This window comes from Phyllobacterium sp. SB3 (genome assembly GCF_040009165.1).
In the GTDB taxonomy this organism is placed as follows: domain Bacteria; phylum Pseudomonadota; class Alphaproteobacteria; order Rhizobiales; family Rhizobiaceae; genus Phyllobacterium.
This window is the reverse complement of the sequence record NZ_JBDYKI010000004.1, coordinates 20,741-40,067: the sequence shown is the minus strand read 5'-3', so window position 1 is coordinate 40,067 and position 19,327 is coordinate 20,741. Positions and strand designations below refer to the sequence as shown.

General features: G+C 53.9%; 17 protein-coding genes. 5 read left to right on the top strand and 12 right to left on the bottom strand.

Annotated elements, in window-relative coordinates; genetic code table 11:
• The first annotated feature begins 116 nt into the window (after positions 1–116).
• Together rnd and ABKW30_RS15560 are read left to right on the top strand one after the other, a co-directional pair.
• On the top strand, positions 117–1,277 hold the full coding sequence (gene rnd / locus ABKW30_RS15565) for a ribonuclease D (RefSeq protein WP_348599865.1): 1,161 nt from the start codon (positions 117–119) through the stop codon (positions 1,275–1,277).
• Between the two features lie 236 nt (positions 1,278–1,513).
• A complete protein-coding gene (locus ABKW30_RS15560) occupies positions 1,514–2,434 on the top strand; it encodes an EamA family transporter (RefSeq protein WP_348599864.1) in 921 nt (306 codons plus the stop codon).
• Here the strand turns inward: ABKW30_RS15560 and ABKW30_RS15555 are convergent, their stop codons facing one another.
• The 3 genes from ABKW30_RS15555 to ABKW30_RS15545 form a co-directional block, all read right to left on the bottom strand.
• Positions 2,435–3,496 carry a serine hydrolase gene (locus ABKW30_RS15555; RefSeq protein ID WP_348599863.1) on the bottom strand — a complete coding sequence of 354 codons (1,062 nt, stop codon included), beginning with the start codon at positions 3,494–3,496 and terminating at the stop codon, positions 2,435–2,437.
• Positions 3,497–3,577: 81 nt separating this feature from the next.
• Positions 3,578–4,609 (bottom strand): cupin domain-containing protein, encoded by a 1,032-nt coding sequence (locus tag ABKW30_RS15550; protein WP_348599862.1) that lies wholly within the window; start codon positions 4,607–4,609, stop codon positions 3,578–3,580.
• Between the two features lie 169 nt (positions 4,610–4,778).
• Entirely contained in the window at positions 4,779–5,432 is a 654-nt protein-coding gene (locus ABKW30_RS15545; protein WP_348599861.1) for a TetR family transcriptional regulator, read from the bottom strand.
• A 109-nt stretch (positions 5,433–5,541) separates the two neighbouring features.
• On the opposite strand from ABKW30_RS15545, the gene ABKW30_RS15540 reads away from it, so the two are divergent.
• Positions 5,542–6,735 carry a TCR/Tet family MFS transporter gene (locus ABKW30_RS15540; protein ID WP_348599860.1) on the top strand — a complete coding sequence of 398 codons (1,194 nt, stop codon included), beginning with the start codon at positions 5,542–5,544 and terminating at the stop codon, positions 6,733–6,735.
• A gap of 54 nt (positions 6,736–6,789) precedes the next feature.
• Here the strand turns inward: ABKW30_RS15540 and ppx are convergent, their stop codons facing one another.
• Positions 6,790–8,301 carry an exopolyphosphatase gene (ppx, locus tag ABKW30_RS15535; RefSeq protein WP_348599859.1) on the bottom strand — a complete coding sequence of 504 codons (1,512 nt, stop codon included), beginning with the start codon at positions 8,299–8,301 and terminating at the stop codon, positions 6,790–6,792.
• Between the two features lie 58 nt (positions 8,302–8,359).
• Positions 8,360–10,495, bottom strand: a complete 2,136-nt coding sequence (locus ABKW30_RS15530; protein ID WP_348600411.1) for an RNA degradosome polyphosphate kinase — start codon at positions 10,493–10,495, stop codon at positions 8,360–8,362.
• 237 nt (positions 10,496–10,732) lie between these two features.
• Between ABKW30_RS15530 and ABKW30_RS15525 the strand changes: the two genes are divergently transcribed.
• Both ABKW30_RS15525 and ABKW30_RS15520 read left to right on the top strand, forming a co-directional pair.
• Positions 10,733–10,978 (top strand): zinc-finger domain-containing protein, encoded by a 246-nt coding sequence (locus ABKW30_RS15525; RefSeq protein WP_348599858.1) that lies wholly within the window; start codon positions 10,733–10,735, stop codon positions 10,976–10,978.
• On the top strand, positions 10,975–12,273 hold the full coding sequence (locus tag ABKW30_RS15520) for an FAD-dependent monooxygenase (RefSeq protein ID WP_348599857.1): 1,299 nt from the start codon (positions 10,975–10,977) through the stop codon (positions 12,271–12,273). Before ABKW30_RS15525 ends, ABKW30_RS15520 begins: the two co-directional genes overlap by 4 nt.
• 239 nt (positions 12,274–12,512) lie before the next feature.
• Here ABKW30_RS15520 and ABKW30_RS15515 read toward each other — a convergent pair whose 3' ends face one another.
• The 7 genes from ABKW30_RS15515 to ABKW30_RS15485 all read right to left on the bottom strand — a co-directional run bounded on the left by ABKW30_RS15515 (position 12,513) and on the right by ABKW30_RS15485 (position 19,208).
• Entirely contained in the window at positions 12,513–12,824 is a 312-nt protein-coding gene (locus ABKW30_RS15515) for a hypothetical protein (protein WP_348599856.1), read from the bottom strand.
• Between the two features lie 80 nt (positions 12,825–12,904).
• Positions 12,905–13,591, bottom strand: coding sequence for a TIGR02117 family protein (locus ABKW30_RS15510; RefSeq protein ID WP_348599855.1), 687 nt, complete (start codon positions 13,589–13,591; stop codon positions 12,905–12,907).
• Positions 13,588–14,391 (bottom strand): amino acid ABC transporter ATP-binding protein, encoded by an 804-nt coding sequence (locus ABKW30_RS15505; RefSeq protein WP_348599854.1) that lies wholly within the window; start codon positions 14,389–14,391, stop codon positions 13,588–13,590. Before ABKW30_RS15505 ends, ABKW30_RS15510 begins: the two co-directional genes overlap by 4 nt.
• 12 nt (positions 14,392–14,403) lie before the next feature.
• The gene (locus tag ABKW30_RS15500) at positions 14,404–15,561 is read right to left on the bottom strand and encodes an amino acid ABC transporter permease (protein WP_348599853.1); all 1,158 of its coding nucleotides are present in this window, start codon (positions 15,559–15,561) and stop codon (positions 14,404–14,406) included.
• 2 nt (positions 15,562–15,563) lie between these two features.
• Positions 15,564–16,757: an amino acid ABC transporter permease gene (locus ABKW30_RS15495; protein WP_348599852.1), complete on the bottom strand. Its 1,194-nt coding sequence runs from the start codon at positions 16,755–16,757 to the stop codon at positions 15,564–15,566.
• Between the two features lie 106 nt (positions 16,758–16,863).
• Positions 16,864–17,892 carry an amino acid ABC transporter substrate-binding protein gene (locus ABKW30_RS15490; RefSeq protein ID WP_348599851.1) on the bottom strand — a complete coding sequence of 343 codons (1,029 nt, stop codon included), beginning with the start codon at positions 17,890–17,892 and terminating at the stop codon, positions 16,864–16,866.
• 287 nt (positions 17,893–18,179) lie between these two features.
• Positions 18,180–19,208, bottom strand: a complete 1,029-nt coding sequence (locus ABKW30_RS15485) for an amino acid ABC transporter substrate-binding protein (protein WP_348599850.1) — start codon at positions 19,206–19,208, stop codon at positions 18,180–18,182.
• Between the last annotated feature and the right edge of the window lie 119 nt (positions 19,209–19,327).

Genomic DNA, 19,327 nt, shown 5'->3' with positions numbered 1-19,327 from the left:
GAAAAGCTCGAGGGAAAAGCCCCCGACACGCCAAAGAATTTGGGCGGACAAGCGCATTTTGGAGCTGATTTGTCAAGAACCGAGACAAACCCATTCTCATTCGCTATAGAAAAATCATGACCATGATTACAACTACAGATCAGCTTGAACAGGCTGTTGCCGCCCTTTCCCAATCAGACTTCGTGACTGTCGATACGGAATTCATCCGGGAGACCACGTTCTGGCCGGAGCTTTGCGTAATCCAATTGGCGTCGCCCGATCACACGGCGATAGTCGATGCGCTAGCGCCGGGCCTTGATCTTGCTGCGTTTTTTAAGCTGATGGCTGACGAAACAATCGTGAAAGTGTTTCACGCTGCCCGTCAGGATATTGAAATAATCTTCCATCTTGGCAATCTGATACCGCATCCGGTATTCGATACGCAGGTTGCGGCAATGGTTTGCGGCTTTGGTGATGCCATTGCTTACGACCAGTTGGTACAACGTGTGGTTGGGGCGCAAATCGACAAATCTTCGCGATTCACAGATTGGCGCCGCCGGCCTCTTTCCGAGAAACAGCTCGATTATGCTTTGGCGGATGTGACGCATCTGCGTGATATCTACCTCCATCTGAAGGAAAGCCTCGAGGCGGAAGGTCGTACCGACTGGGTGTTGGACGAGATGAAAATTCTCACCGCGCGCGAAACCTATGACATGCATCCGGACGATGCGTGGAAGCGACTGAAGATGCGTTTGCGCAAGCCTGTGGAGCTTGCAGTTTTACGCAGTGTTGCCGCCTGGCGTGAGCGGGAAGCGCGTGAACGCAATGTACCGCGCGGACGCGTCATCAAGGATGACGCCATCTACGAAATCGCCCAGCAGCAACCGCGCGATGCGGAAGCCATGTCACGTTTGCGAACAATTCCAAAGGGTTGGGAGCGTTCCAGCATGGCAACAGGCTTGCTCAATGCCGTTAATCTGGCGCTCGACCTGCCAAAGGAAGAGATGCCCCGCCTGCCAAAACAGACTGCATCACCCGAGGGTGCAGGGGCTGCTTCCGAGCTTTTGAAGGTACTGTTGCGACTTGTCACGGAAGAGCATGGGGTCGCGGCAAAGGTGGTTGCCACCTCGGACGAGATCGACCGGATTGCCGCTGAAGGCGATGCGGATGGCATCCCCGCACTGCAAGGCTGGCGGCGTGAAGTCTTCGGTGAGAAGGCATTGCAGCTTATCAATGGCGAGCTTTGCCTGAAGTTCGAAAACAAGAAAATTCGCACACTTATCCTGCCCGCCCAGTAAAACAACTCAACCGGCCGCAACTATTTTGCAGCCCTGGGTTACGAAAATGCTCTAAAAATGGCCGGTTTTTCTCTGAAACCCGGCCGTTTCTCCGCGAGCCCTCGGCAAATTCAGCAGTGATTGATCAATATCAGATAAGTGATCCATAAATTTTGATAGTTTGACCCTCATCGAAACATCGGGCAGGAAATCAGGGCATTGATCATACAAATGATCGATGCTGTGAAAGTGAAAAAATGACTGCCTTATCCACGCCAACTCCCTTCCTCGCAAAAGAAGTTGCACTACTCGCTGTCCTTGCAACTTTATGGGGTGCTTCCTACACGTTCATCAGAATTGGTGTGGAAACGATCCCGCCAATCACTTTCATCGCCGCGCGGACATTGATTGCCGGCGGCCTGCTCCTTGCCATCATAAAAATGCGCGGACTTTCGTTGCCCAAAGACCCGGCCATCTGGAAGCGCTTTTTCATTCAGGCATGCATCAACAGCGTTATCCCTTTCACGCTGATCGCATGGGCCGAACAATCGGTGAATGCCGGACTGGCAACGATCCTGAATTCCACAACGCCGATTTTCGCATTCCTGCTGACGGTGCTGATCACCCGGCACGAGACAGTGACAACCCGTAAACTTTTCGGGACTTTTGCCGGTGTAATCGGGATCAGCCTGATCATCGGCATGGAAGCATTTCAGGGAGTTGGCAAAGAACTGCTGGCGCAACTGGCAATTGTAGCGGCGACAATCTCCTATGCGGTGGCAGCCATCTTCGGACGGGGCTTCAAAGGGCTCGACCCGATGATGCCAGCGGCAGGCTCGATGATCTGCGGAGCAGTTATACTTATCCCCATCAGCCTGATCGTTGATCACCCATGGACCATCACGCCATCAACTGACTCGATTCTGGCTTTGCTCGGTCTTTCGATCTTTTCGACCGCTCTCGCCTTCGTGATTTACTTCCGGCTTATCCATACGCTTGGCTCAGTCAGCACCACCTCACAGGCCTATCTTCGCGTACCGATAGGCGTTGGTATCGGAGTGATCTTCCTTGGTGAAACGCTGGCCAGTACCGCATGGCTTGGATTGGTCTTTGTCGTGATAGGCGTTGCCGCCATGACCTTCCCGTCCCGCAAGAAGATTGCGCCTACAGCCGGATGATCAGCCGATTGCGGCTTCCGCCGCCGGCACGATCTGAGTGGCGAGGAGATTGTGCAATTGGCGCACATAGCCTGAACGGCCCGAGGGCGCAGCTGTATTCGAGGTCATCACCGCGACGACCGAAGCATGTGGCACGACATAGATCATTTGACCACCATAACCCCACGCATAATAAAACGGCTTGCCATCGGGTGTGCGGGCAATGAACCAACCCAGACCATAACTGTCACCGGTGAACGGCGAGCTGGTTCGCGGCTTCCATGATTCCGCTATCCATGCGGCAGGCACGATTTGCTTGCCGCCGCTCTTTCCCTCTTCAAGAAACATCCTGCCGAAGGCCAGCATGGCACGCGGCGAAAGCTCCATATCATTGCCGCCGAAATAGATGCCCTGCGGATCGCGAGGCCATGGCGGAATGTTTATGCCCAGCGGCTCGCCCAGCCAGTCGCGGGCATTTTCCAAGGTGGAGCGTCCGGTTTTGCGGGTCAGCATCGCCGATACAAGATGCGAATTGCCGGTCGAGTAAAGCATCCTCCCGCCCGGCTCATCTACGAAATCACGGGCGAGCGCATAGCGTACCCAATCGGAACTTTCTACCCATCGCCCGTAATTGGGGCCGGAGGTCCGATCCAGACCAGCCTGCATGGAAAGCAGATTACCCAGCGTAACCTGCGCCAGCCGGGGGTCGCGCTCCTGTGGCAGCTTGTTCGACAGGATCGGCGCAACCGGCTCGTCCAGCCCGGAAAAGACTTTGCGCTCGATGGCGATGCCAGCAAGTGTCGCAATGATTGTCTTGGAGACGGATTTTACATTGACCGGACGGTCGGCGGCAGGGCCGTGAAAACGGTGCTCGATCTGGGTCTTGCCTCCGGCATGGACGATCATTGTTTGCAGCGCGGGAAAAGCCGACGCCTGATCGATGATACGGCTGATGGCGGCGCTGTCCAAAGCGGCAACTGCCTTTATCTCCTGTCCGATGGCAAGCGAAGGAGCCAGAGCACTCGCTCCACCAGCAAGAGTGGCCAAAAGGAATTTGCGGCGATTGAACGGATCGGTTTTCATGCAGCGACATTGACCAGCGCGTGGCGTGGCGGCAATACAAATGCTCTCACATGCGTGTGAACAGATGAATCTCGTCAGGAATTATTCATCACGTGCGTTGATCCGGTTTACCAGCAGCGGGTCCGCTGGTGTGAATGGCAACTGCGGCAGGTCATTTACACCAATGCCGAGCGTTGCGGCAATGACCTCGCGGGAGAATGCCGAGGCAGTTGCGCGATAGCCGATATCACCGGGCGTTGGCTGATCGAAGAAGATGAGGAAGTGAACTTCGTCGCTGCCTAGTTGTTCAATATGGTGCGGATAGGCGCGCGGAATGAAATAAACATCGCCGGGGCTCAGTTCATATGTATCGGTATTGCCATCAGGATCGAGAACTGTCATCCGGGCATGACCACGCTGAACATAGCCCATTTCTGCAGTTTCGGGATGCCAGTGCGGCTCACGCATGCCCTTGGCTGTAATGCGCAAGGAGTACATGGAAATATCTTTCAGAACGGGCCAGAACTGTACGCGTGCAAACCGCGCTGACCCGGCGGAGGAATCCAGCAAAGCATTCTGCGCTTCGATATCGAAGCTATGCGGGCTGTTATACAAGGCGGACGGCGGAATAACTGCAGATCCAACGCGCTTCACAATATGGGTGCCCATGGTCGTGCGCGCGATAGACTCAAAGGCACTGCCAGGCAGATCATAAGTATTGCCAAGGACCGCATTAGTCATGGCACCGAAAGCAGCGTGCATCGAAAAGTCTTCCGGCAAATCGCTTCGGAATGCGATGATGAATTCCGCCTCGACTTCTCCAATATTTTCAATGTGATGTACCGCTCCGGATGGAATATGGAACATCTGACCAGCACCGACGATGAAGGAGGAAAAGACGCTGCCATTGTCAAGAACGCCGATAAGCGCTTTGCCTGAAACACAATATGCGAGTTCTGTGGCATTGGCGTGCCAATGAGGCTCGCGGATCGCTCCCGCACCAAGAATCAAACGCTTTATGGACAGGCCTTTGAGGATGGGCAGATGATTCTTGCAAACCCGGATTATAGAGCCAAGTTCGGTGTTAAATTCGAATTCACCATGCTTCAAGGAATGCACGTGTTTGCTTTGCATCAGTGCCAACCCACTTTTAATAACTATTGAGACTCCGGGGTGAGTAACACTACCGGCCACTCAGACTGCCTGCAACAATTAAGGGAAGCCCCGTTAAAGTACGTCCTTGGTTTTAAGCATCTTACAGCTCAACTTACGGCGACCCCTCATTGATGAAGCTGCGGTCCTTTCAAATGTAGGGCGTGCCTGCCAAAATGGCCTTCAAGCCGACAGTGCCCTTATCGACAATGCCAAGGAACATGGCTTCTGCTGCCTTTGTATCTGCGCTTTGCCGGAAGGTCCGATGGGCCTCGATGAAGGCAATGCTCCACGTTGCCAAAAGTACAGCAGCAGCAAGACGTGCATCAGGATCGTCGGGGTCCCGCCTTACGCTTTCGGACAGGGCAACGGACACAACTTGCGCGAGTTCGTCACGTATCGCTCTGGCCCGGGCTTTAAGGGTTTCACTGCCCTCAATCGTCCGGATAAAACCTTGGCTTCTCCTGGAAAACTCGACGTAAGGGCGCTGTTCCGCCAAGAGCTGGTGGGCCAGAAGGCGCAAAGCTTCGATTGGAGAGGTTTCGGAATTTCGATTCAGCAGGGTGTCACGCAAAATTTCGCGCCCCTCTTCATCGCGGTCGAAGAACATATCTTCCTTGCGGGGGAAATAGTTGAACACCGTCATCCTGCCCACGTCGGCAGCAGCCGCAATGTCATCTATCGTTACATTATCAAAGCCCCGATCTTGAAAGAGACGGTCGGCAACGAATGAAATGGCTCGTCGTGTGGCGAGACGCTTACGCGAGCGAAGGTCGGACGGTTTTGATTCGGATGATTTACTCATAATACCCTGATACTGCATTTTTTGTACTGAGTACATATTTACCATTGACACATCTCAGCGATCAGCACATTTATATACTCAGTATATTTTTAATCTCGGTACAAACTCCATGAACAAAGCTCTTCTCATCATTTTTGCAACAATAGGCCTTGATGCCGTAGGGATCGGCCTGATCTTCCCCATTCTTCCGCGACTGATCGAGGACGTGACCCACACAAGTAATGTGGCTTCCTATATCGGGATCATGACTGCGCTTTACGCCATGATGCAGTTCGTGTTTGCTCCCATGCTTGGAGCACTCAGCGACCGGCTAGGCCGCAGGCCGGTTCTGTTGATTTCAATGGCAGGTGCGGCCATAAACTATCTGATCATGGCCTTTGCGCCGCGGCTATGGATGCTATTGATCGGCCGCGCCATTGCCGGACTGACCAGCGCCAATATCTCCGTTGCCACGGCCTATATCACCGACATTTCAGCCGAAGACACGCGTGCGCGGCGCTTTGGACTCTTGAACGCGACTTTTGGCATCGGTTTCATTATCGGGCCGGTTCTCGGCGGGATTCTCGGCGACCACTGGCTGCGACTGCCATTCATCGCCGCTGCGGTTTTCAATGCCGTAAACCTGCTACTGGCGATGTTCGTCCTGCCAGAGTCCCGCACGCCCAACCGCGAGCGCATCAACTTTGCCGCGCTCAATCCGCTCCGTCCATTCCGCTGGATATTCTCGATGAAGGGACTAATGCCGATCATCGTGGTGTTCTTCATTTTCAGCGGCGTCGGTGAAGTTTACGGCACTTGCTGGGCCCTTTGGGGTCACGACGTGTTCGGGTGGAACGGCTTGTGGATTGGCCTTTCACTCGGCACTTATGGTGCCTTTCAGGCGCTCGCCCAAGCCTTTCTGCCGGGACCAGCCGTGAAGCTGCTCGGGGAACGCGCCACTATTCTAACAGGCATTGCAGGGACCTCGCTGGCGTTGATCGCCATGAGCCTTACGACACAGCCTTGGGTGGTATTTGCCGTGATGCCGATATTCGTCCTTGGCGGAATTGGCGTCCCATCGCTCCAGTCCCTCGCAACCCGCATGGTCGACGACGACCGGCAGGGCCAGTTCCAAGGGGTCTTGGCCTCGGCAATAAGCCTCGCATCGATTATCGCCCCGCTTGCCTTTTCCAGCTTCTACTTCGTCGTGCAGAAGCAATGGCCGGGTGCAATCTGGCTCTCCGCGATAGTTGTTTATGTGATCGCCGTGCCACTGGTGCTCGGGTTGCATATTCCCAAAGCAAAAACGGTTGAAGCCACTTGATCTCCAGCCATTCAGAAACGAAGATTCAATGTAATCTTGGGCTGGTGAAAGGTTTTACTTGCCGACTTCCATTTTCAGCGTCTTGCCGGTGAGCTTCGCCAATTGCTGCAAACGTCCTTCGGTCACATCACCAATCAGATCGGCCTTCGATTTGTCAACGACGAGGTTAATTCCCTCGGAGGTGTTCTTCCACGACAGATTGGGAACAACGCCAGACATGGAAGCCGAAAACGGATAGGTGATCCGCATGATTGCAGCAAGCAGACGCGAGAACTCCAGAAGCCTCGGGCTGGCAATAGCAGCCAGATCGGGGTCCGGCACGCTGTTGGCAACGCCTTCATGGCGGAAGAAATTGGCAAGGGCGATATAGGCGCGGCCCGGATGATCAATGCCGATAAAATTGGCATTTGAGATCATATTGAGGGCCTGACTGCCCCGATAATCCGGGTGGGCACGCCAGCTGATATCCGCAATCAGGCATGCAGCACGGCGATAACGCTTCTCGTCATCGGTTTCGTCATAACCGAGCGCAGCGAAAGCCTCGCCGCTCCAATCTGCAAGCTCACGCGCATAGGCGGGCGACCGGGCACGCAAAGTCGCCAGCTCTTCCGACGCCGAAATGAGCGGGTCACTCAATTGCTCGCCGTCCGGAAGAAGCGAATAAAGGAAGCCCTCACGTACGCCGAGTGCCGAGAACACGACCTTGGACGGCTTCATTATCTTGATGGTTTCAAGCAGTGCTATGGCACCATAAGACAGGAGCGCGCGGCGGTTTTTCGAGACATCCTCGATGCCGCGCATATTGTCGACATCACCGACTGCGACGCGTTTCAGGAAGCGCTGCGCTTCTTCGAAGGGGATTTCGTAGTGATGCATAACATGCAGCGGATAGTGCTCCGCGCTCATATGCAGCTTGGCAAGGTTTCGCCATGTTCCGCCGACCGCATAGAAGGCCCTGCCCTTGCCATTGGCGAGAAGCTTTGCTGTGCCGAGTGTTTTCTGGGCGATGCTTAGCGCCTCGGTCAGATCGCCTTCGGACATATCCTGCAGGCGCAGACCACCGAGCGGCAGAGTTATGCCGTCACCGATCTGGCGGCCTTTGACATCAACCAATTCAAGACTGCCACCGCCAAGATCACCGGCAATACCATCCGGATCGTGGAAACCGGAAATAATGCCGAGCGCCGAGTAATAGGCTTCTTCCCGGCCCGATAGAACCTTGATTGGCTCCTTGAGGATGGCTTCGGCTTCCTTGATGAACTGCGAGCCGTTCTCCGCTTCACGCGCGGCGGCTGTGGCAAGCACATCAAGCGAGACAGCACCCGCTTGCTCTGCCAGTGCCCGGAAACGGCGCAATGCGCGTAAAGCGCTCTGCACTGCTTTGGCATTCAACTTTTTGGTTTTGACCAGCCCTTTGCCGAGACCGCACAGTATCTTTTCATTGAAAAGCACCGTGGGCGAGCGGGTCACCCCTTCGTAAACAACAAGACGCACAGAGTTTGAGCCAATGTCGATGACAGCGGCTGGCCTGCGTCCCTGCACACGTCCCTGTGCTGCCGATATCATGCAGTCCGGATTCCTGGACTTATAATTCGGCAGTCGCAGTCAAGAGTCGCATTCAAATTCATTTTTCTTTCGCTGCTTTCCGCTTGCGATGGGCAATCAACCGAGGCGCAGAAGATTTCAGCGATTTGCCACGGCCGGAAAGGCTGGGGTTGGTCATGAAATATTCCTGCGCATTAAAAGCATCCTCCCCATCGGCAGGAGCGATCCGCCGCGAGGTTCCATCTGCAAGTAGCTCATAACTCTGCTGGTTGTCGAGAAGGTTGGCCAGCATAATCTGTGAAAGAACCTGTTGGTGCACAGTTGGATTGGTGATCGGCACCAAAGTTTCGACCCGGCGGTCAAGATTGCGGGTCATCATGTCGGCCGAGCCGAAATAGACCAGAGCATTTTCGGAAGGCAGCGGTTTGCCATTGCCAAAACAGAAAATACGGCTGTGTTCGAGAAAACGTCCGACAATCGACTTTGCCCGGATATTCTGCGAAAGCCCCGGCACCTGCGGTCGCAGGCAGCAAATGCCGCGCACGACAAGATCAATCTCGACACCGGCGCGACTAGCCTCATAAAGCGCATCGATAATCTTGGCATCGACAAGCGAATTCATCTTCATCCAGATCGCGGCGGGACGACCGGCCTTTGCATGTGCGATTTCCTCGGCGATATGCTGGAGAATGCGCGGGCGCAGGGTGATCGGCGACACAGCAATCCGCATCTCGCCGGATGGCGGCGTATAACCAGTAATGTAGTTGAATATCTGCGCCACATCGCGGCCGATTGCCGGTTCGCAGGTGAAGAAGGAAAGATCGGTGTAAATCTTGGCTGTGATCGGATGATAGTTGCCCGTACCCAGATGCACATAGCTGCGCAGCTTACTTTCTTCGCGGCGCACAACCAGCGACATCTTCGCATGGGTTTTCAATTCAATGAAGCCGAAGACAACCTGCACGCCAGCACGTTCCAGATCGCGTGCCCAACGGATATTGGCCTCTTCGTCAAAGCGTGCCTTCAACTCGATCAACGCGGTAACGGACTTGCCGGCATCGGCAGCATCAATCAGCGCACGGACAATCGGGCTGTCGTTTGAGGTGCGGTAGAGTGTTTGCTTAATCGCGACGACATCCGGGTCGGCAGCGGCCTGACGCAGAAACTGCACCACCACGTCGAAAGACTCGTAAGGATGGTGGACCACGATATCCTTCTCACGGATCGCGGCGAAGCAATCGCCGCCATGTTCGCGCACACGTTCCGGGAAACGTGGATTATAGGGTACGAATTTCAGGTCCGGACGCGGGATGCTGACGATTTCGGAAATCATGTTCAGCGCAAGCAATCCGCCAAGTACGCTGATGCGGTTATCGGGTACACCCAGTTCTGTGGCGACGAAGCTGCGCAATGTCTCCGGCATTTCATCGTCAAACTCTATGCGGATCACCTGACCGCGGCGGCGGCGCTTCAACGCGCTTTCAAACAGACGGACCAGATCTTCCGCCTCTTCTTCAACTTCAATATCGCTGTCGCGGATGATGCGGAATGTACCGGCGCCCTTTACCTCATAACCGGGGAAAAGTCGCCCTGTGAAAAGGCTGATCGCATCTTCCAGTGACAGAAAGCGATAGCGGCCGCCATCATCCGGTATCTGGATGAAGCGCTTGAGCGCTTGCGGCAAGCGCAGCAGTGCCGTCATCGGGCGGTTGTCGGTGCTACGGCTGAGCAGCATGGCGATGGTGAAGCCGAGATTCGGAATAAACGGAAAAGGATGCGCCGGATCGATAGCGAGCGGCGTTAGCACGGGATAGATGGTTTCGAGGAAATGATCCTCCAGCCATTCCCGCTCGGACTTGCTCAAACGGTCAGGACGGACAATCTCAATGTTTTCCTTGAGCAGTTCTTCGCGCAATGCACCAAGACGCAACTGCTGGGCAGCCTGAAGTTTGCCGACTTCATCAAGAACAAACTCCAGTTGCTCCTGGGCGGTGCGTCCATCATCACTACGGCTCGACACGTTTTCACGCACCTGCCCGGCAAGACCCGCGATGCGGACCATAAAAAACTCGTCAAGATTGGCCGCAGAAATCGACAGGAAACGCAGGCGTTCCAACAAGGGCTGATGTGTGTTCTGGGCTTCTTCAAGCACGCGGCGATTGAATTGCAGCCATGAGAACTCGCGATTGACAAAGCGATCAACGCTGGTGTGCATATCCGGCAGAGAGACGTTCTCGACAGGCTGCGGAATGGCGGGCGATTGGTCGTTCATCAATATTCTCCAGCTAAGAAACTACCCGTCAAACACGGACTTATGCGCGCACCATAGAGAAGTCTTTTGACAGTTTGATAGCAATCGTCTTGAAATCGTAATCAGGATGATACAAACCGAAGCGAAAGAGAAGTCAAATGCCGCGCAGACGCATTTGATGTGACGATTCAGGAGCGAAACATGGCTGGCCACAGCATCCCTCATTTCCAGAACAGCGCAGGACATGCGAGCATCGCCATCGGCGTGAAGGAATTCATGTGCGTAGGTGCCAATGCTCCTTTTGATCATCCGCACGTGTTTCTCGACCTTGGCGATGACAACGAAAAAGTCTGCCCCTACTGCTCCACGCTCTACCGTTATGATGCATCCTTGCACGCCGATGAGACAGTTCCGGCTGGCTGCACCTATGTGGATAGGGCCGCTTGAACGCATCGCTGATCGATCTGAAGACAGAGCGAAACAGACGCGATCCCAATCCTGAGCAGATTATTATCGCAGGTGCCGGCATTGCCGGGCTTACGCTGGCGCTGGCGCTGAGTGGCAAGGGCTTTCCAGTCCAGATATTCGAGAAGAGCGCAACTCTGGCCGAGGTCGGCGCGGGAGTCCAGCTTTCACCGAACGCAACACGTATTCTCCAGCGTATCGGCGTATTTGAGCAATTGGCGCCCTCCTCGGTTGAACCTCAAGCGATCTGCCTTGCTGACGGCTTAAGCGGCGAAACGCTGCTTTCACTTGGCGTCGGCGATGTAGCCCGAACGAGATGGCGCGCGCCTTACATCGTCTGCCACCGTGCCGATCTGCAGAATGCTCTGCTTGAAAAAGCGCGGAGCCAGCCGAATATTGCAATCCAGCTGCAATCAGCCGTGACCCAATATCGATCCGACGCGAACGGCATTCTGGTTCGCGTGCAGTATCACGACCGCATTGAGGAACATCGCGGAGCCCTGCTGGTGGGTGCCGATGGTGTCTGGTCAAACATGCGCAATGCCATGTCCGATATGGAGCGTGCACGCTATACATCAACGATTGCCTGGCGCTCGACCATTGCGGCTGACCAGTTGCCGGAGAGTTTTGCCGCCTTGCTGCCGCAAGGCACCAACGTGGTTGCCTGGACAGGCTCGAACGCTCATCTGATCGCCTATCCGATCCGCTCAGGGAAAATGTGCAACTTTGTTGCTGTTGCTCCAGATCGCCAAGGCGGACGGCGCTGGGATGCTGGCGCAATACCGGAGACCCCAAGCCAGAATTTTATCCGGGAGTTCAATCATTGGCACCCCGGCATTCGCGAAATCATGCGGACAGGAAGACCTTGGACGCCGTGGCCGCTGTTTGAAATGCGCAAATGCCGGTATCGGTTGGAAGATCGTCTCATGCTGATTGGCGATGCAGCCCATGCGATGACGCCTTATGCTGCACAAGGCGCGGCGATGGCTATTGAGGACGCGTGGGAGCTGGCGGCAAGTCTAAGCGAGAACACCAGCGAGTGGCCTGCAGCGCTGAACAATTTTGACAAGCAGCGCAGCAAACGCATCAAGGCTGTTGTCCGGCGCGGTGCGCTCAACCACCTTGCCTATCGCGCAAGAGGTCCTGTTGCCATGGCGCGAAACATGATCATGCGCAAACGCCCTGCCGAAAAGTTCATCGAAGGGCTGGATTGGCTTTATGGGTATGATGCGGGTGAGAGCCAGATGCAAAAAACCTCGCCGAAGCGAGGGTCTTGAGCGCCCAAAAGGGCTTGCTATGCGTTCGCCAAAAAAGGCTTGCCAAAGTCATACGCAATGTCGAGATCAGTAACGACAATTATTCCGCTGGAGTTGCCCGACGCTTCAACTCGTGAGCAATGTTTGCGAGAAGAATATCTGTATCTTTCTGGCTTTGTTTCACTTCATAGTTTCCAAGCAGTAATGCACCGACTGTCACAACTAGAGGCATCATAATCCATGTTAGAACCCAATAAGTCTCATAGGTGAACATTAAGATAACCTCTTTTAAGAACCAGTCTGCCACCGATATGCAGCCCAAAAGATAACACGACGCACAATACCACGGCAATAAACTTCATAAGCAACCAGAAGTTGTTGTCGTGCTGCAAAATATCGGGGCTGGCCATAACGGCCACTAGAGGCCCAAGGAAGCCAACCACGATTAACGCTGTCGATAATCGATCAAGTGCCGCAGCCACATATTTACGTAACTCGTTGTTCCACATTTGCCGGGTTGTTGCGATTTCTCTCAATTGTTCGCTTGTTTTTTCTGTAAGATCTTCCGTCATAATAATTCCAACTGAAAATAGCTTTATAAAAAATAGACGCTTACTAGCATTGCCGAGAAAACCGGAGAAATAAAGAGTTTTTAAAAGGTATTATAACGCTTTAGCGACCAGACCAAGCTCTGCGGCATCGGATTCCAAAAGCCGGTCCGCAAGCCACCTGAACGCAGAATTGCGCTGGTCCATGTATTGCAACCGACGATAGCACTGAATCTTCCATTGGCCTCAAAGAAGCGGTCATTCAAACCGTATTGGGCACCGGCAATCATCAGTGCGTTGCCAGTATTATCGGTTTGAAAGCTGGTAACGACGTTTTGCAGCATTGCATCGAACGCCTTACCGGAAACGGACAACTGTTCGATGTGGGGCTGATTAATGTCGAAAGCTCCCGTGGGCTCCACATGCATCACCGAATTATCAATGCTGATGCCGCGCATGAGCGGCATGAACTTCAGCTGCGCCCAAGTTGGTGTTTCGAGATAAAAACTACGCCCTCCCCAGCCGACGATAATCCATTTGATACGCGGATCGGTCAGCTGAAAATTATCGTTCGTCAGAAACGACAAGCGCTGCAAAACATCCGGATCAGCAGGGAAAGCCAGATCCGTATGGATAGGATTGGACAGGAGCAGAACCTGCCGTGGCTGCGTGACTGGATTTTGTTCAACTGGCCAGAAGGGCCGAGGCACCAAAGCGCCAACGATAAATATGATTGCAGCGGCCACCAGGACCGCTGCAAAAGATTTCAGGATAATGAGCAGATATCTCAATGAAGAATCTGGCTGAGGAACAGCTTGGTGCGTTCATGCTGGGGATTGTCGAAGAACTCGGCAGGCGCGTTCTGTTCAACGATCTGGCCCTGATCCATGAAGATAACCCGGTTTGCTACCTGACGGGCAAAGCCCATTTCGTGGGTAACGCAAACCATGGTCATGCCTTCTTCGGCTAGCTGCACCATTGTGTCGAGCACTTCCTTGATCATTTCCGGATCGAGCGCCGAAGTCGGCTCATCGAACAGCATGATGCGTGGGTTCATGCAGAGCGAGCGGGCAATTGCTACGCGCTGCTGCTGACCACCGGAAAGCTGGCCTGGATATTTGTTGGCCTGTTCAGGGATCTTGACGCGTTCGAGGAAGTGCATCGCAACCTCATCCGCCTTTTTCTTCGGCATCTTGCGAACCCAGATCGGTGCAAGCGTGCAGTTTTCAAGAATGGTCAGATGCGGGAAGAGATTGAAGTGCTGGAACACCATGCCGACTTCGCGGCGAACTTCATCGATCTTCTTCAGATCGTTGGTCAGCTCAATGCCATCAACGAGAATCTTGCCGCTCTGGTGCTCTTCCAGACGATTGATGCAGCGGATCATTGTCGATTTGCCCGAACCTGAAGGACCGGCAATAACGATACGCTCGCCGCGCATCACCTTGAGGTTGATGTCCTTGAGAACGTGAAAGTCCCCGTACCACTTGTTCATGTTGATGATCTCGACAGCAACGTCTGTCTTGGAGACCTGCAGGAGCGAATGGTCGACGTGGATTTCTTCCGGGTCGATAATGTTTTCAGTTGTCATATGCGTATGCTCCTAACGTTTGTGGCCAGTGTCGAGACGGTTTTCCATGAAAATGGAATAGCGCGACATGCCGAAGCAGAAAATCCAAAAGACGAAACCGGCAAAAACAAGACCGGACATGGGGGTTTGCGGCGATGCCCAAGTTGGATCGTTAAAGTGCTGACGCACGGTTCCGAGCAAATCGAACATGCTGATGATGGAAACAAGTGATGTATCCTTGAACAGGCCGATAAAGGTGTTGACGATGCCGGGAATGACCAGCTTCAACGCCTGCGGGAGTATAATCAGCCCAGTCTTCTGCCAATAGCCCAATCCGAGCGAATCCGCTCCTTCATATTGACCTTTTGGAATGGCTTGAAGACCGCCACGCACTACCTCCGCCATATAGGCCGAGGCAAACAGGGCAACACCGATAAGAGCCCGGAGGAACTTGTCGAACGAAACGCCCGGCGGCAGGAACAGTGGCAGCATGTAGCTGGCCATGAACAGGACCGTCACCAGCGGGATACCGCGCACCATTTCGATGAAAATGACGCAAAGCATCTTGATGACCGGCATTTTTGAGCGCCGTCCAAGTGCCAGAGCAATACCCAGCGGCAGCGAAACTGAGATGCCGACAAAAGAGATGACCAGCGTAACCAGCAGTCCGCCCCAGCGTGAGGTTTCGACATAAGGCAGACCGAACCAGCCGCCGACCAGAAGGAAGAAGGCAATGATCGGAAAGACGAAGAAGAAAATCACTGCATTCGGCACCTTGTAGGGCACTTTGGGCATGAGCAGCGGGATCAGGAGGACAACGAATATAATGCCCACAAGATTGACCCGCCAGCGCTGATCGAGCGGATAAGGCCCATACATGAACTGGCCGAACTTGGCATTCACGAAAGCCCAGCACGCACCCGACCAGTTTTCCGGTTGAGTACCGCCCTGAGCTGCTGTTGCGCAGACGGAACGGTCCGCACCAACCCACGATGCCTCGACAAAAAGCCAATTGAGCAGAGGTGGCAGGAACCAGGCCAGAGCCAGAAGTGCCAGAATGGTCAGTACGGCGTCCACGGGTGTGGCGATCAGGTTAACCCGGACCCACCGTATAATTCCGCGCTCTCCCCGAGGGGGAGTCTGGCCTTGCAGCATTTCCTGACGAACAAAACTAATATTGGTGTCTGTCATGATCAGCGCTCCACCAGTGCCATTTTGGCGTTGTACCAATTCATGAACAGCGAGGTCAGAACGCTGAGGCTCAAGTAAACGATCATGAAGATGACAACCACTTCAAGCGAGCGGCCTGTCTGGTTCAGTATCGTGCCGCCCACTGCAAAGAGGTCCGGATAACCGGCAGCAATCGCAAGGGACGAATTCTTGGTCAGGTTCAGATACTGGCTGGCCAGCGGAGGTGTGATGATGCGCATTGCCTGCGGTACAACGACGAGACGGGTTGTCGTACCAGCGCGCAGGCCGAGAGCATGAGCTGCTTCAGTTTGCCCCTTGCCGACACCGCGAATACCGGCGCGGACGATCTCGGCGATAAAGGATGCCGTATAGAACGAAAGCGCCAGATAAAGCGAGATAAACTCAGGGCCGACCTGCGAGCCACCTCTCAGATTGAAGTTACCGAGAATCGGGTAATCCCATGTTAGCGGAAAACCCTTGATGGCGAGCGCCAGAAGCGGCAGGCCAATGATCAAGGCAATAGCCGTGAGATTCGAAGGAAACGGCTGGCCCGTTGCCATTTGCCGCTTATGCGCCCAGCGCCGGACGAAGAAGGCAGCTACGATGGCAATGATAAACGCCACGCCGGCAAGCCATGCGCCCTCGCCCAGAATGAGCGATGGAACGTAAAAACCGCGATTGTTGAGATAGGTACCAAATGGCAAGGCAACGCTCTGCCGCGCCTGTGGCAACACAGCCAGAACGCCCGAATACCAGAAGAAGATGACCAGCAGCGGCGGAATATTGCGGAAAATTTCCACATAGACCGTGCATATCTTGCGGATAAGCCAGTTATGCGACAAGCGGCCAATACCGACGATAAAGCCGAGGATGGTTGCGGTGATGATGCCTGCGACAGCCACTGTCAGCGTATTCAGGATACCGACCAGAAGCGCCTTGGCGAAAGTCGAATCGCTCGAATATGTCAGATAAGGGCTGCTGCTGATGTCAAAACCGGCGCGGCCATCGAGAAAACCAAAACCTGTAGCAAGACGCGCGCGCTGCAGATTTTCAATAGTGTTATTGACGATCCAATATCCCAGCACAGCTATGACGAGCACGGCCAGAATCTGAAAAAGATAACCACGGAATTTGGGATCGTTTAAGAGCGAAGCTTTGCCGCTATCTGTGCCAGGCGAAATATCCTGCGATGCCATTGGCCCCTCATTTCTGCTAAGTTCTTGTTCTTATTATTCTTATATTTATAGGAAATGGAGAGGAGGCAAGAGCCCCCTCTCCGATGCTATCTTTAAGAGTATCAGATCAGCGAATTGGCATCGCGTATTGCAGGCCGCCCTTGGTCCACTGAGCATTGATGCCGCGTGCAATCTTGAGCGGACTGCCGGAACCGAGGTTCTTTTCGAAAATCTCGCCGTAGTTGCCTACAGCCTTGACGATGTTGACAACCCAATCATTGGTCAGGCCGAGGTCTGTACCAAGCTTGGTATTCGCTTCCTGACCAAGGATACGCTTGACCTCAGGGTTTTCGCCGTTCTTCAGCTCATCCACATTTGCTTGCGTGATGCCGAATTCCTCAGCAGTCAGCAGCGCGTAGTGAGTCCAGCGAACGATATCAGCCCACTGAGGATCGCCCTGACGGACGACTGGACCAAGCGGCTCCTTGGAAATGATTTCCGGCAGAACAACGTGGTCATCCGGAGCGGTCAGCGCCAGACGATAGGCATAAAGGCCGGACTGGTCAGTGGTATACGCATCGCAACGACCGGAGTCGTAAGCTGCGTTGACCTCTTCTACCTTCTCGAACACAACAGGATTGTATTCCATCTTGTTGGTACGGAAGTAATCGGCAAGGTTAAGCTCGGTTGTTGTACCGGCCTGAACGCAGACAGATGCTCCCGAGAGCTGTAGCGCCGAGTTGATGCCCGAAAGCTTCTTGGCATTGATCATGAAGCCCTGACCGTCGTAATAGTTGACGCCCGGGAAATCAAAACCCTGCGTATCGCGGCTGAGTGTCCATGTGGTGTTGCGAATCAACACGTCGATTTCGCCGGACTGCAGCGCTGGAAGACGATCCTTCGCAGACAATGGCGTGTACTTGACCTTGCTCGCATCGCCAAAAACAGCTGCGGCAACGGCCTTACAGTAATCAACGTCGAAACCGGACCATTCGCCCTTATCGTTTGGCGCTGCAAAGCCAGGAAGACCTGTGTTCACGCCGCACTGCAAGAAGCCCTTCTTCTTGACATCTTCGAGCACAGTTGCCGAAGCGACGTTGGCAAGAAGGACCAACGCCGACGCTGCGAGTACGCCCTTCAAAACAAGATTTTTCATAATTAATTTGCCCTTTGGTTGTTGTAGTCGTTCCCAGAGAGATAGGTTTACATCGGTTAATTACCCCAGCCCCGAAAAGGGCCCCAATGCCTCTCCCATTCACCCATCTATCGAAGGGCATTCTGAAGGTTTGGTCAAGGGAGAATATTTGCTCAATATTGAAGCAAGAGCGTCAAAAATGCTGCACAAGAAGCAAATGTTCGCCGTTTTTCTATACAATCTGACTTTTTTTAATGAAAACGGGTGCCAAATTCTCTTCTTGGCACCCGTAAGGCTTAAAATGGAAATCAGCGGATAGGCATCGCGTACTGCAATCCACCCTTGTTCCAAGGCGCGTTGATTCCCCTTGCAATCTTTAGCGGGCTGCCATTTCCGATATTCTTGTCGAAAATCTCGCCATAATTGCCCACAGCCTTGACGACATTGACCACCCAATCATTGGTCAGGCCGAGATCTGTACCAAGCTTGGTATTGGCTTCCTGACCGAGGATACGCTTGATTTCCGGATTATCGCCGTTCTTCAATTCATCGACATTTGCCTGCGTGATGCCGAATTCTTCAGCAGTGAGAAGCGCATAATGGGTCCAGCGGATGATATCTGCCCATTGCGGATCGCCCTGACGCACAGCGGCACCAAGCGGTTCCTTGGAAATGATTTCCGGCAGAACCAGGTTGTCCGCCGGAGAAGACAAGGCAAGGCGAGCGGCATAAAGACCGGTCTGGTCGGTCGTATAGACATCGCAGCGACCCGAATCATAGGCAGCCTTGACCTCTTCCAGCTTCTCGAACACGACGGGATTATATTCCATCTTGTTGGCCTTGAAGAAATCGGCGGCGTTCAGCTCCGTTGTCGAACCAGCCAGAAGGCAGACCGTTGCACCGGAAAGCTGCTTTGCAGAGGTGATTCCCGGCAGCTTCTTGGTGTTCACCATGAAACCCTGCCCGTCATAATAGTAGACAGCCGGAAAATCGAAGCCCTGTGTATCGCGGCTCAGGGTTACGGTTGCACTGCGGAACAGCACGTCAATCTCGCCTGACTGGAGCGCCGGAAGCCGATCTTTCGATGAGAGCGGTGTAAACTTCACCTTCGAACCATCGCCGAAAATGGCAGCGGCAACTGCACGGCAGTAATCCACCTCGAAGCCTGTCCACTCACCCTTGTCGTTCGGCGAGGCAAAGCCACCCAGCGAGGTATTTACGCCGCACTGGAGGAAACCCTTACTCTTCACATCGGAGAGCGTTTCTGCCGAAGCGCCAAAACCGAGAAAGGCCAGAGCCGCAACGGCAATGGCCAGTTTACTTGCAAAAATATTCATTCGTGAAACCTTTTGAGTGACTTTTAACCGTAGGGAATACGGAAAGCCTGTGCTGAAATGCGCGGACACCGGAACGCGATTCCGCGCGCTCCGTCAATTTAAATACGATGGATGAAAAT